General features: G+C 65.0%; 11 protein-coding genes and 1 riboswitch. Of the genes, 9 read left to right on the top strand and 2 right to left on the bottom strand.

Annotated elements, in window-relative coordinates; genetic code table 11:
• Nucleotides 1–92: 92 nt before the first annotated feature.
• The gene (locus RAD15_RS36750; protein ID WP_458183609.1) at nucleotides 93–254 is read left to right on the top strand and encodes a hypothetical protein; all 162 of its coding nucleotides are present in this window, start codon (nucleotides 93–95) and stop codon (nucleotides 252–254) included.
• Between the two features lie 83 nt (nucleotides 255–337).
• Here the strand turns inward: RAD15_RS36750 and RAD15_RS36745 are convergent, their stop codons facing one another.
• The gene (locus RAD15_RS36745; protein WP_458183608.1) at nucleotides 338–2,536 is read right to left on the bottom strand and encodes a lytic transglycosylase domain-containing protein; all 2,199 of its coding nucleotides are present in this window, start codon (nucleotides 2,534–2,536) and stop codon (nucleotides 338–340) included.
• A gap of 324 nt (nucleotides 2,537–2,860) precedes the next feature.
• Between RAD15_RS36745 and RAD15_RS36740 the strand changes: the two genes are divergently transcribed.
• The 8 genes from RAD15_RS36740 to RAD15_RS36705 all read left to right on the top strand — a co-directional run bounded on the left by RAD15_RS36740 (nucleotide 2,861) and on the right by RAD15_RS36705 (nucleotide 12,729).
• Entirely contained in the window at nucleotides 2,861–4,597 is a 1,737-nt protein-coding gene (locus RAD15_RS36740) for an adenylate/guanylate cyclase domain-containing protein (protein ID WP_458183607.1), read from the top strand.
• 103 nt (nucleotides 4,598–4,700) lie between these two features.
• Complete coding sequence (locus RAD15_RS36735) at nucleotides 4,701–4,877, top strand: hypothetical protein (RefSeq protein WP_018320305.1); 177 nt, start codon at nucleotides 4,701–4,703, stop codon at nucleotides 4,875–4,877.
• A 153-nt stretch (nucleotides 4,878–5,030) separates the two neighbouring features.
• On the top strand, nucleotides 5,031–5,243 hold the full coding sequence (locus RAD15_RS36730) for a hypothetical protein (protein ID WP_458183606.1): 213 nt from the start codon (nucleotides 5,031–5,033) through the stop codon (nucleotides 5,241–5,243).
• 131 nt (nucleotides 5,244–5,374) lie between these two features.
• A complete protein-coding gene (locus tag RAD15_RS36725; protein WP_458183605.1) occupies nucleotides 5,375–5,632 on the top strand; it encodes a hypothetical protein in 258 nt (85 codons plus the stop codon).
• A 49-nt stretch (nucleotides 5,633–5,681) separates the two neighbouring features.
• A riboswitch (cobalamin riboswitch) is annotated at nucleotides 5,682–5,893 on the top strand.
• Nucleotides 5,894–6,007: 114 nt separating this feature from the next.
• Complete coding sequence (locus RAD15_RS36720) at nucleotides 6,008–8,254, top strand: TonB-dependent receptor (RefSeq protein ID WP_458183604.1); 2,247 nt, start codon at nucleotides 6,008–6,010, stop codon at nucleotides 8,252–8,254.
• Nucleotides 8,255–8,328: 74 nt separating this feature from the next.
• Complete coding sequence (locus RAD15_RS36715) at nucleotides 8,329–8,910, top strand: hypothetical protein (RefSeq protein ID WP_458183603.1); 582 nt, start codon at nucleotides 8,329–8,331, stop codon at nucleotides 8,908–8,910.
• A 1,280-nt stretch (nucleotides 8,911–10,190) separates the two neighbouring features.
• Complete coding sequence (gene ilvD, locus RAD15_RS36710) at nucleotides 10,191–11,915, top strand: dihydroxy-acid dehydratase (protein WP_458183602.1); 1,725 nt, start codon at nucleotides 10,191–10,193, stop codon at nucleotides 11,913–11,915.
• Nucleotides 11,902–12,729 carry a tetratricopeptide repeat protein gene (locus RAD15_RS36705; RefSeq protein ID WP_458183601.1) on the top strand — a complete coding sequence of 276 codons (828 nt, stop codon included), beginning with the start codon at nucleotides 11,902–11,904 and terminating at the stop codon, nucleotides 12,727–12,729. Before ilvD ends, RAD15_RS36705 begins: the two co-directional genes overlap by 14 nt.
• 59 nt (nucleotides 12,730–12,788) lie before the next feature.
• Here RAD15_RS36705 and xth read toward each other — a convergent pair whose 3' ends face one another.
• Nucleotides 12,789–13,586 (bottom strand): exodeoxyribonuclease III, encoded by a 798-nt coding sequence (gene xth / locus RAD15_RS36700; RefSeq protein ID WP_458183600.1) that lies wholly within the window; start codon nucleotides 13,584–13,586, stop codon nucleotides 12,789–12,791.
• Between the last annotated feature and the right edge of the window lie 39 nt (nucleotides 13,587–13,625).

Genomic DNA, 13,625 nt, shown 5'->3' with positions numbered 1-13,625 from the left:
CATGCGCCCGGCCGCTGGGGTCGAGTTACGTCCGGCATGTGTCCAAGCAAGAGCGGTATTGCGACTACGATTGCTACCGTCAGCAGACGGCCATGGACTTGCTGTGGCCCCGCAGCCCGTTCGAGGCGATCGCGGTACTGACGGCGATCTCGAGCTGGAGCTGGATGATTCAGATGGGTGCGCTGTCGCGCTCGCTGGCCGAGGTGTATCTGCGCGAGTACGACCTTCTGACCACGGAAGGAGGTGACGGCTAGCTGCTCGATGACGGCCGCGCAGACCAGTCGGCCGCAGTCACCGCGTCCAGCCCGCGCCGCGTCCAGCCCCGGCGGTCGCGAGGCTAGGGCGACGGGGCTGCGGCCGATACCGTTGGTACCGCGCTCACTTCCTGCGTCGTGACGCGCTGGTCGGACTTCGCGGCGACAATGCCGCTGTCCTCGAACCGGGCGCGGTAGACCAGCACGTTCTCGATCACGCGCTGCACGTAGTTACGCGTCTCCGACAGCGGAATGCGCTCGACCCAGTCGACCGGATCGACCTTCGGGTCGCGCGGGTCGCCGCGCGCCTGCACCCATTCGCGCACCCGGCCGCGGCCGGCATTGTAGCCGGCGAAGGTCATGATCTGGTTGCCGCGGTATTCCGACAGCAGCGCGCTGAGCTCGGCGGCGCCCATCTGCGTGTTGTAGACGGGATCGGAGACCATCCTGCCCCAGTCGTAGGTCAGGCCGAAGCGTTTTGCGGTGTCGCGTCCCGCTTCCGGCGTCACCTGCATCAATCCGACCGCGTTCGCGGCCGATTTGTCGCGCTGGTCGAACGAGCTTTCGGTGCGCGCCACCGAATAGATCACGCTGGTCTCGATCGCGGGCGCGACCTGCTTGTGCTCGGGAATGCCGATGGTCGGGAAGGCGTAATGATCGAGCGCCAGCCCGCGCGCCAGCGCCGACTTGCCGACCTCCAGCATCACGCGCGCATCGTTGCGGCGGCCGGCGAGCTCGCCGAGCGCTTCGAGCGCCGCGACGTCGGTGCTCTCCTTGGCGAAATCCTCGGCGTAGTAGAACACCATGTCGCGCTCGCTGATGCCGTAGAGCATGTCGGCAGCGCGCACGCGCTCGTCCGCGGGCGGCGTGTCGGCGGTGGCCAGCACGGGCGAGGGCGCACGCAGCTCGATGCGGTCGAGGCCCAGCCTTGCACGCGCGAGCTGGCCGTAATAGGCGGTCGAATAGCGCGCGGCGGCCTGGTAGCTGATGCGCGCATCGGCCGTCGCGTTCATCGCCTCGGCGGCGCGGCCGCGCCAGTAATGGGCGCGCGACAGTGCGATCGGATTGGCCGAGCCCTCGTCGATCGCGGCGAAGTGCACCATCGCCGTTCTGGGATCGTCGAGATAGCGCAGCGCGATCCAGCCGCACATGAAGTGATAGTCGACGCGATAGACCTCCATCGCCGGCACTGCGGCGCCGCGCACCACGTCGTAAGCGGTGTTGAACTTGCCCTGGTCGAGCAGCTTTCGCGCGAGCAGGCGCCGCTCGCGCCACCAGGCATCGGTGTCCTGCGCCGTCATCATGTCGGGCGCGGCGGCCAGGATCACCTCGGCGGCATCGTCGATCCGGTCGTTCTGGAGGTGCCATTGGGCGCGGCACAGCACGTAGCCGAGATCGCGCCGCGCCTCCGCCGAAACGTCCTCGAGATAATCCTTGGCCTTGCTGGCCTTGCCGGTGACGGCCGCGCAGGCCTTGACGATCGCGAGCGCATCCTCGCCGAGACGCTTGGCGGCGCGCCTCGCGCCGGCATAATCCTTGGCGCCGAGACGCTTGTCCATGCGGGCGCGATGATCGTCGGCGGTCAGGAGATCGCGGAACGCTTCGTAGGAGTCTTCCTCGCTGCGCTCGGACAATTCGTCCGTGCGCCAGGCCTCGCGCACGAGCCGCGCGGCCCTGTCGGCCTCGCCTTCGGTGAGCAGCACGCGGGCGAGCGCGAACTTGCCCTTGGCGCTGGTCGGCCGGTCCATGGTGAATTTGTGCACGGTGGCCGCGTCGCTCTTCTCCTGCCACAGCCGCGCCTCGGCGCGGCGGCGGAGCAGGGCGCTGCTCGGCCAGTTCGGATTGGCGGCGAGAAAGGCGGCATAGCGCTTGAAGTTCGCGGTGCTCTCGGAATGGCGCAGCATGAACCAGTCGGCGAGCTTCTGTCCGGCGGGGTCAGCGATGCGGTCGCGCGCTGCGCTTGCGTCATCGGCCTTGCCCTTGCGCGCGAGGTCGATCGCGTCCTTGAGCGTGGCGAGGTCGCCGGTGAGCGGCGGCAGCGCCGGCTTGTCCGAGGGCTCGTCGTCCGTCTTCCTCGATTTGCGTTTGGCCTCGGCATGCTTGCCGTGGCGCGACTTCGCCGCGGATTTGGCGGCGGCGTGGCGCTGCTTGCCGGCTTTCGCCTCGTGCGTCTTCTTCGGCGCGGACGATTTGTGACTGCTTTTGGCCGCCAGCTCGGCGGGAACGAGGGCCAAAGCGGCCACGGCAACGACACACGCGAGCGAGCGTAGGCACTGGTTCATTGGATGGTCCCCCTGCGAAACCACTACAAACCAAGGTCCGCGACGACATGCGGCTTGAGAATCAAAGACGACACCAAAACGATGCCATGACATCGTTTCGCATTCCTGACGCTCCCGCAACAATGCGGCAAAATACGGATCAGGCAAGGGAACTTCCGCAAAGGAGAAAAGGGCAGGCGCTTTAACCTTTGTTAACGATTTGGGCTCGCGCGACGGTTGCGTCCGGCCTGGGACGTCGGAACGGCCGGATTGCGCGTATTCCCGCGGCCAAATCCGGTGTATTGAGTTCCCTCGCTCCGTCCTTTCAGCCTTTGCCCCGCACCTATGCCGATTTTCAACCAGTCGATCCGGCGCAAAATCGTCGGCATCGCCCTCGGATTGATCGTCCTGATGCTGGTCACCTCGATCCTGTCGATGGTGATGTCGAGCCAGGTCGGCGTCCTCCTTGACGAGCTGACCAACCGCTACATCCCGGCCTATGGCGATCTGGCGCGCGTCAACATCCGCTCGCTGGAGCGGACCGTGGCGCTGCGGCGCATGGTCATGATGAGGATGCAGTCGCCGACGGACGAGGAGGCCTATGCGGCACGCCTTCGCGAGTTCGAGGAATCCGACCACAAGATCGAGGAGGAGGCTGAAGGCGCGCGCAAGCTCATCAACGCGATCATCGACGATCCCCGGACGCCGTCGGACAACGCCGCGCTGGCGCGGATCGAGATCCGCATCGAGAACGCCATCACCGAGCTCCGCCGCGATCAGGATGAGGATCACGCAAGGCTCCTCAAGCAAATCGACGCCAAGCAGATGGTGGAGGCCCGCAACACGCTCGAGCACGTCGACCTGCTGCGCGACCAGTTCAACCAGAAGATCGATACGATCCGCGCCGACATGCTCAAGCAGGTCTTCGTCTCGACGGCACAGGTGGTCGGCCACCAGCACCAGGCGATCATCATTTCGGGTGTCGTGACGTTGCTCGCGGCGATCGTCGGATTTGCCTTTGCGCTGCTGGTGTCCAGCGGCATCACGCGGCCCGTGCGGCTGCTGCTCGCCGGCACCCGCGAAGTCGAGGCGGGACACTTCGACAAGACCATCGCCGTCTCGACACAGGACGAGATCGGCGAGCTCGCGGCCGCCTTCAACCGCATGATCGAGCAGCTCAGGCACAACGAGCGCATTCGCGAGACCTTTGGCCGCTACATCGATCCCAAGGTGGTGCAGGGCCTGATCGACCGGCCGGAAGTCGCCATCGACGGTCAGCGCCGGGTCATGACCATCATGTTCTGCGACATGAGCGGCTTCACCTCGATGAGCGAGGGCATGACCCCGCGCGGCCTCGTCAAGGTGATGAACCATTATTTCACGGTGATGTCCGGCCCGATCAGGAACAATCGCGGCGTCATCGACAAATATATCGGCGACGCCATCATGGCCTATTGGGGCGCGCCCTTCATCGAGGAGGACGAGCCGGCGCTGCTCGCCGGCCGTGCTGCGATCGACATGGTGGATCAGGTGCCCGCACTTCAGAGGCAATTGCCGGACCTGCTCGGCATCCGCGCCATGCCCGCCCCTTGCGATTTGCGTATCGGCATCGCCACCGGCGAGGTCCTGACCGGCAGCATCGGCTCCGAGCTGATGATGAGCTTCACCGTGATGGGCGACGCGGTGAACCTCGCCTCGCGGCTGGAGGCCGTCAACAAGGTCTACGGTACCCGCATCCTGATCTCGCAGGCGACGGCGGACGCGATCGGCGCGCAGCTCGACCTGCGCGAGGTCGATCGCCTCGCGGTCGCCGGCCAGAGCGCACCGCAAGCGATCTTCGAGGTGATGGCAAGGGCGGGCGCACTCACCGCCGCGCAGGACAGCCTGCGCGCGCACTATGCCGAAGGTCTCGCGGCCTATCGCGCCCGGCGCTTCGAGGAGGCCCGCGCCGCCTTCAACGCGGCGCTCGAGGCCGTCCCCGGCGATGGTCCCTCGCGCGCGCTGCTCGGCCGCATCGACCAGTTCGAGGCCAATCCGCCGGGCGAAGGCTGGGACGGCGCCTGGCGGCTGGAGCAGAAATAGGCGGCCGCGGGAAAAATTGATTGTACCCGATAACGATGTTCGCTGTGACCTATTTCCCGGGCTTAGGTTTGGTGTCCTTGTGGCGTTTGATGGGGACACGCCGATGACGGAACTTCAGGACAGGCTGGAACGGTTCGAGACGCTGACCGCCGAATGCGAGCTGATCGCCAAGCTCGCCACCGACAGCACCAAGCGCGAGTTCTATCTGAAACTGTCGGAACAATACCGCCAGCTGGCGGTGGACATGCGGCAGGCGATCGCGACCAAAGCGGCGGCCTGACGCCAGCTGCAATCCGTTTTTAATGTTTGGCGCGCATCCTCTGGGGATGCGGGCGTCGCGCTTCCACGATTGCTCGCAGTGGGAATGCCGGGGTCCGTTGCGATGCAGCGTACCTCGCTGAAATCGCTTTGCCGCTCCCTATAGGGCAATCCCATGCGCCTTCTTGCAGTTCTTGTTCTCGCGCTCGCAACGGCAGCCTGCAACCAGGAGCAGGACATCACCGGCTCGACCTTGGTTTGCCCGATGCGGAACTACAGCTCGTACAATGCCCGGGACATGAACCAGTGCGTTGCCGCCTGCAAGGCGTGCGACCACGGCACCACGGTCACCTGCACCACGTCCTGCACCCTCAAGGGCGCGCACTGAGGCCTTCCGGCGCCAAGGGAGCGCCAAGGGCCGCCGGGCTTCCCGAGGCAGGAGGTCAGCGGTGCCGAGGCACCGGAACGATTCACATGCGTTAATCATTGAAGGGGCGGCAGGACGCGGAGTCCGATGGAATGGGTATGCTCGATCCCGGTCGATTTCTGGTGTCGTGCTCGCATTGCGATGCTTGGCCGATGGCGGCCAATGTGAAACGTTCGAGCTGGTCGGCATCCCCGCACGAAGTCCGCTTCGTGTGCCCGCGCTGCCGCCGCGAGGAGACCGCGATCGTCTCCGCCTCCGGCGAGCTGACGCCGATCAAGCGCCTCGACGTTCCGCCCCGCGACGTCACCGTTGCCTGGGCCCTGGCCCAGCGCCCGCGAGGACGGACCTGAACAGCCGGCATGCGGCACTATCGGTCGATTGACTCCGCAGCCGCGCGGCCCGTAAATGATCGGCGACGGTTCTCCTCACGGAGATCAAAAGGGAACGTGGTGCGGGATTTCCCAACGCGGGATTTTCTCAATGCCATGGCTGCCCCCGCAACTGTAAGCGGTGAATCTTTCGTCCTATGCCACTGGGAATCTCGGTCCTGGGAAGGCGACGGAGGGTAACGACCCGCGAGCCAGGAGACCTGCCGTCAGCCGTGGTCACACGCGAAGATGTCGGTCGGGGAGTACAGACATTGGCTTCATCGGAGCAATCGATCGCTCCGCCATGAAACCTCGTTCGCTGTGACGTGCCACTGACGTCATGCCGAGGTTACAATTGTGTCCCGTTTCGTCTCTGCAGCCGGGCGCCTCTGCGCCGGCCTCTTCACGTCCGTTTCCCTTTATCCGCTCGATCTTTCGACCGCCTTTGCACAGCAGGCCACCGCCGAGCCCTTGCCGCCGATCGAAGTGACGAGGTCCGACGAGAACCGGACGCGCGCGAGGGTTGCCGGCGACGGCGACACGGTCTGGCGGCGGGCGGCACCGAATGTCGCGCCAGGCGGAGCGCCGACGGGCACTGGCTCTGGCTCGTCCGGCTCCGGCCGTGAGACTGCCACCAGCAGCGGCGGCATTGTCGGGGCCGCCACGACCGTCATCACGGCCGCAGACATCGCCCATTCGCCGTCGCAGACGCTTGCCGAGATCATCGCGACGCAAGTGCCCGGTGCCCAGATCACGACGCTCTATGGCGGCCAGATCGGCGCCAAGACCAGTGTGGACCTGCGCGGCTTTGGTGCGTTTGCCACAGCCAACACGCTGGTGCTGGTCAACGGACGACGCCTCAACGATATCGACATGGCGCAGGTGGACCTCTCCACCATCCCGCTCAACTCCATCGAGCGGATCGAGATCACGCGCGGCAATTCCGGTGCGGTGCTTTATGGGGACAACGCGGTCGGCGGCGTGATCAACATCGTCACCAAAAACGGCGTCGGCGGACCGCCCGCCACCGCGCGCATCGAGGCCGGCTTCGGCTCGTTCAACACTGGGATCGGCAACGTCTCGACCTCGCTCAATTCCGGTCCGTGGTCGACCTCGTTCTACGGCAATGCCGTCAAGACCGACGGCTATCGCGACAACAATCACCATGTTCAGGAGAACGGCGTCGGCAATCTCAATTACACCACGCCCGGCCTGACCGCCTTCCTGACCGTCACCGGCGACAATCAGGAGCTGCGGCTGCCGGGCGGCCGCACCGTCGACCCCTCGATTGGCCTCGACGAGCTCGCCACCGCCCGGCGCGGGACCAGTACGCCGTTCAACTACGCCAACCAGCAGGGTTTTAGCGCGACCGCAGGCTTCACCAAGACCCTGGTGAATGGCGTCGATCTCATCGTCGATGGCGGCGTGCGTGACAAGAAGCAGCAGAGTGCGTTCTTCGCGAGCCCGACGCCGGTGCCGGCGTTCTTCACGTCGACCTATGTGAATGCTGACCTCACGACGTGGTCGATCACGCCGCGGCTCAGCGTGAAGGGCCTGCTGTTCGGAATGCCGTCGCAACTCTTGACCGGCATCGACTATTACGATGCGAGCTTTCAGCAAAACCGCGGCGCCGGGCAGGGGCTTACTCCCTGGCACAATTACGACCTCCGGCAGCAGACGGTCGCGGGCTATTTCCAGCATACGCTGGGTGTGGCGCCCACGACCGACATCTCCTACGGCGCGCGAGTGCAGAATGTCAGTCTCTCCGCTCGCGACAATTTCGACCCGGCGGCGCCCTTCAACACCGATATCGGTGCGCTTCCACTCGGCAGCGACGAGACCCAATATGCGCTGCATCTCGGTGCCGAGCATCGCCTCAATGACACGGTCTCGCTGTTCGGCCGCGCCGCGCGGGCGTTTCGCACGCCCGATGTGGATGAGCGCGTGTCGTCAGGACCGTCGTTCGATCCCTTTACCTTCGCGCCGATCCCGCAAACCTTCCAGCTCAAGACCCAGACCTCGCACGATGTCGAGGGTGGTCTGCGCATCGGAGGGGGAGGGCTTCAGATGCAGAGCAGTCTCTATCTGATGGACCTCACCAACGAGATCCATTTCAATCCCATCCTGTTCTACAACACCAATCTCGATCCGACCCGGCGCTACGGTTCGGAGACCAGTCTGTCCTATCGCGTCAACGATGCTCTGCTGCTGCGCTCGAGCATGGCCTATACGAGGGCTGTCTTCCGCGAAGGTGTCTGGGCCGGCAACGACGTGCCGCTGGTGTCGCGCACCACGGCGAGTGCGGGCATCACCTGGAACATCTGGCAGAATTACGTGGTGCTCGATGCCACCGCGCGGTTCTGGAGCGAGCGGCGGATGGACAACGACCAGGCGGGAACCCAGAAACCGATCCCTGCCAATGGCACGATCGATCTCAGGCTCAGCGGTCAGTACGAGCGGTACTTCTGGTCGCTCAGCGTCAACAATGTGCTGAACGCGCTCTACTACGACTATGCCATCGCAAGCACTTTTACGGACGGTCGCTTCAGCGCCTACCCGCTGCCCGGCCGAACCTATCTGCTCAAGGCCGGCGCCAAATTCTGATCAAGGCTTTGAACCCCGACGGAGCTGTCACAGGCCCGCAAATGGACTAGAATTCGACAACAAGGAGATCACTTATGGCTCTCGATATCCTGCCGTCTCACGCCGACCGGCTCCGGCTTCACTCGGTCGCGCTGCGTCTTGCACCGATGTTCTGCCTTGCGCTGCTGACGACGTCGTGCGCGCTCGCGAGCTTTGCGCTCGCCTGCGCGACGCCGTTCGCGGCCTTCGCAGTTCTCGCGGCTGCGATGCTGCCGCTGCGCCGGGCGTTGCTCGTCGTGACCGGCGCCTGGCTCGTGAACCAGACCATCGGTTTCGGCGCGCTGCACTATCCGATCGATGGCAGCACCATTGCCTGGGGCTTTGTCATCGGCGCGGCAGCGCTTCTCGCGACCGCCGCGTCATCCACCGTCCTCCGCATGCTGCCGCAGGGCCGCACGCCGCTGATGCTGGCGCTCGCTCTCGTCGCCGCCTATGCGGTCTATGAGCTCGTGCTCCTCGCCGCGACGCCGTTCCTCGGCGGCGAGGGCGCCTTCACGGCCGCCATCGTGACGCGCATCGGGCTGACCAGTGCCGTCTGGCTCGCCGGCCTCGTCGCCGCCTGCGAGATCGTGCGCCTGGCCGATCCATTCGGGCGCAAGGGAGCGATGTCGGCCTGAGCGTTGCTCTCGTAGCCCGGGTGAGCGCAGCGATACCCGGGCGCGCTCGTTCGGCGTGGCACCGTTCCCGGATTGCACGGCGCTTTATCCGGCTGCGGGCCGTCATCGTTGCCCCGTCGGGCAAAACACCCGCGAGGCTGTCAATCCGCCTGCGCGAAAATATTCCGCTTTACCGAAATTCGGAAATAGCGTATGTGTCGCTTATCCCGGCTCATCCTTGAGGGGCGATCTTGTGGTCGTCATTTTCGCGAGCCGGGCTTGCGGTGGACGCGGCAGTGTCGGGCGCGAAAGTTAAGGGCAGGGCGGATTGCTCTCCGTGAGCCCGAGGCTTCGCGCTGGATGAGCGGCGCTGCTAGGCTTCGTCTCGTCTGTAAGTTTCCGGCTCTGTCGACAGGGTCGGGAAAACTGCGGCGAAATGGCGGGCCGTGCGTACGGCAAAACCGTGTGGTCCTGGCCGTCGTTGCTACGGTCAAGCCCTGGCGAATGCGGCAGTCGCGTCAACCGGCGCGGTGCCGGCGACTTTCGCGGGGGCGAGGGAGGCCAAAGGGAACTCGGCTCCCGGGAGAGCACGGCATAAGCCGTCCGACCATCGCGCAGGGAAGGCCGAGTGATTGGCTACACCTGTATGCTGCTGTGCGGTTTTTCTGCGTGTGCTTTTCGCGCAGCGGACCGCGGGTGCCAGCCGGCACCCGGCCTTCCCTGCGCCCTCTTGGATCAGAGGGCGGAGCGACCAAGCAAAGCTCGGGCGAAATGCGCCGCGAGGATGCGAAGGCGTGCTTTCGTTTGAAATGCGAAAATTGATGTGGCGTGCGCAACTCCCCGTCATCCCCGCGTAACGGCGAAGCCGTTATCGCTGGAGGGGTGCGCTCGGCGGCGCTTCGCGCCTCAGGATGACGAAGCCGATATTGCAATGACAATGGGGAGGCGGTCCCGACTCACTTGCGGGCGCGTGGTCGTCGAGCCGAGGTCAGGCGCAGTTCTCGCGCGACGAAATCAGAGGTTGTGGACTGTCATCTTCGCAGCGGTATCGAAGTAGCCATCTCCGTGTCTTCCCGGTAACGATTGTGCTACTTGAGCAACACTCACAGCGGATTTAACCCTCATCACCGGTCGTTCGCATCAGCGCCGCTTTTTAGCCACACCCGAACATGAATAAAATCACTCTAATGTTTCAGGGGCTGGGCTGGTCCCTTGCAGGCGGCGGGAAATCCCAAGGTCGATTCAAATCTTGGGTCTGATGTTCCGGGTCTGACAAGGGTTAGCCAAGGAAACTGGTCGCGATGGACGCCAAGACCAACATCAAGCAGAGGTTGCCGAGCCGTCACGTGACGGAAGGCCCTACGCGCGCGCCGCACCGGTCCTATTTCTACGCCATGGGTCTGACCACCGAGCAGATCCACCAGCCCTTCGTCGGCGTCGCCTCATGCTGGAACGAAGCCGCCCCCTGCAACATCTCGCTGATGCGCCAGGCGCAGGCGGTGAAGAAGGGCGTCGCATCCGCCGGCGGCACGCCGCGCGAATTCTGCACCATCACCGTGACCGACGGCATCGCCATGGGCCATGACGGCATGCGCTCCTCGCTGCCGTCGCGCGAATGCATCGCCGACTCCGTCGAACTGACCGTGCGCGGTCATGCCTATGACGCCCTCGTCGGCCTTGCCGGCTGCGACAAGTCACTGCCGGGCATGATGATGGCGATGGTCCGCCTCAACGTGCCCTCGATCTTCATCTATGGCGGTTCGATCCTGCCCGGCAATTTCCGCGGGCAGCAGGTCACCGTGCAGGACATGTTCGAGGCGGTCGGCAAGCACTCTGTCGGCGCCATGTCGGACGAGGATCTCGACGAGATCGAGCGCGTGGCGTGCCCCTCGGCGGGCGCCTGCGGCGCGCAGTTCACCGCCAACACCATGGCGACCGTATCCGAGGCGATTGGCCTCGCGCTGCCGTACTCGGCCGGTGCCCCGGCGCCCTATGAAATCCGCGACGCCTTCTGCACGACTGCGGGCGAGAAGGTGATGGACCTGATCGCTGAGAACATCCGGCCGCGCGACATCGTGACCCGCAAGGCGCTGGAAAACGCCGCTGCCGTGGTCGCGGCGTCCGGTGGCTCGACCAATGCTGCACTGCACCTGCCGGCGATCGCGCATGAATGCGGCATCAAGTTCGACCTGTTCGATGTCGCCGAAATCTTCAAAAAGACACCATATATCGCGGATTTGAAGCCGGGCGGCCGTTATGTCGCCAAAGACATGTTTGAAGTTGGCGGCATACCGCTTCTGATGAAGACGCTGCTCGACAACGGATTTCTCCACGGCGACTGCATTACGGTCACCGGTCGAACGATCGCCGAAAACCTCAAAAGCGTGAAATGGAATCCGCACCAAGACGTGGTGCACCCGGCAGACAAGCCGATCACCGTCACCGGTGGCGTGGTGGGTCTGAAGGGCAATTTGGCGCCAGAAGGTGCGATCGTGAAAGTCGCGGGAATGTCCAACCTCAGGTTTACCGGTCCGGCCAGGTGCTTCGACCGGGAGGAGGACGCTTTCGAGGCGGTCCAGAAGCGCACCTACCGCGAAGGCGAAGTCATCGTGATCCGCTACGAGGGGCCGAAGGGCGGTCCCGGCATGCGGGAAATGCTCCAGACCACCGCAGCGCTGACCGGCCAGGGCATGGGCGGCAAGATCGCGCTCATCACCGACGGCCGGTTCTCCGGCGCCACCCGCGGCTTCTGCATCGGCCATGTCGGGCCGGAAGCCGCCATCGGCGGCCCGATCGGGCTGCTCGAGGACGGCGACATCATCGAGATCGACGCGGTCGCCGGCACGCTTGACGTAAAATTGAGCGATGCGGAGCTGGCTCAACGCAAAACCAAATGGAGCGCTCGCGCGACTAACCACACGTCGGGTGCGCTCTGGAAATATGCTCAGCAGGTTGGACCAGCGGTCGGTGGGGCAGTGACCCATCCGGGCGGCGCGCACGAGAAACAGTGCTATGCGGACATCTAAGCGTGCCATAGTTGCGTTTGTGTTGGGGGCAGCCGCGCTGGCCGCGCCGGCGCTCGCCTTCGACGGTTCGCCCGTCAACCAGAAGGATGCGGCCATCCCGGTGGTCACGACCCTGCCGGGCGCCGCCGGCAAGGTGCGCAATGTGCCGCCGGCGGCCGTGCCCCAGGAGACCTCGCTCAGCGCCCTGCAATATGCCGCGGAGGGCGGCCACCCCATCGCACAGTGGAAGCTCGGCCGCATGTACGCCAATGGCGACGGCGTGGCCCAGGACGACATGCGCGCCTTCGAATATTTCAGCCGGATTGCCAATGCGCATGCCGAGGACAGCCCGTCGGCGCCGCAGGCGCAGGTCGTGGCCAACGCCTTCGTCGCGCTCGGCCGCTACTATCTGGCCGGCATCCCGAACTCGAAGATCAAGGCCGACCCTGATAGGGCGCGGGAGATGTTCTCCTATGCCGCCTCCTATTTCGGCAATGCGGATGCGCAGTACGATCTCGCCCGGCTCTACCTGAAGACGCCGGACGCCTCGCGCGAGGACTTCCGCTATGGCGCGCGCTGGCTTGGCCTTGCGGCGCAGAAGGGCCAGCATGAAGCCCAGGCGCTGCTCGGCCAGATGCTGTTCAACGGCGACCGCCTGCCGCGGCAGGCCGCGCGCGGCCTGATGTGGCTGACGCTGGCGCGTGACAGTGCCGGAACCGACGAGACCTGGATCAAGGAAAACTACAGCCGCGCCTTCGCGAAAGCCTCCGACGACGACCGCGCCATGTGCCTGCAAATGCTGGAACAGTGGGTCCAGGGCGGCCGCCGGGAGTAGGATTGGTCCCGTAGGGTGGGCAAAGGCGCCTCGGCGCCGTGCCCACCACCAATCGGCGCTTACGCCGCCTCCAGATCCAGATCAGCCCACACCGGCACGTGGTCCGACGGCTTCTCCCAAGCCCGCACATAGCTGTCGATGCCGACATTGGCGAGCCGGTCGCTGGCCTGTGGCGACAGCAGCAGATGGTCGATCCGCAGGCCATGATTCTTCTGCCAGGCGCCGGCCTGGTAATCCCAGAAGGTGTAAAGCCCCGGCTCGTCGGTGACGGCGCGCAAGGCGTCGGTGAGGCCGAGGCCGAGCAGGGCCTGAAAGCTCTCCCGCGTCTCCGGCTTGAACAGGGCGTCCTCGGTCCAGGCGGCGGGGTTGTGGACGTCGCGGGCATGCGGGATGACGTTGAAGTCGCCTGCGAGGATCAGCGGCTCCTCGGTCTTGAGGCGCTCCTTCGAATACTCAAGAAGCCGGGACATCCATTTGAGCTTGTAGGGATATTTTTCGGTCCCGACCGGGTTGCCGTTGGGCAGATAGAGGCAGGCGATGCGCAGGACGCCGCGCTTGAGCGTCACCACGCCTTCGAGGAAGCGGGCATGGGCGTCCTCGTCGTCGCCGGCCAATCCCGACTTGGTCTCGTCGAACCGGAGCTTGGAGAGCAGCGCGACGCCGTTGAACGTCTTCTGTCCGTGCGTGACCACGTTGTAGCCGAGCGCCTCGATCTCCAGCCGCGGGAAGGCCTCGTCGACGCATTTGATCTCCTGGAGGCAGACGATGTCGGGCTGGCACTCCTTCAGCCAGGTCAGCAGGAGATCGATGCGTTGCCGGACCGAGTTCACGTTCCAGGTAGCTACTCTGATGGGCATGTCGGCGGGGCTCCGGGCAGGGGCCATGGTTAGAACAAA

The organism is Bradyrhizobium sp. 14AA, from assembly GCF_054185205.1.
This window is presented reverse-complemented; position numbering and strand designations above follow the sequence as displayed.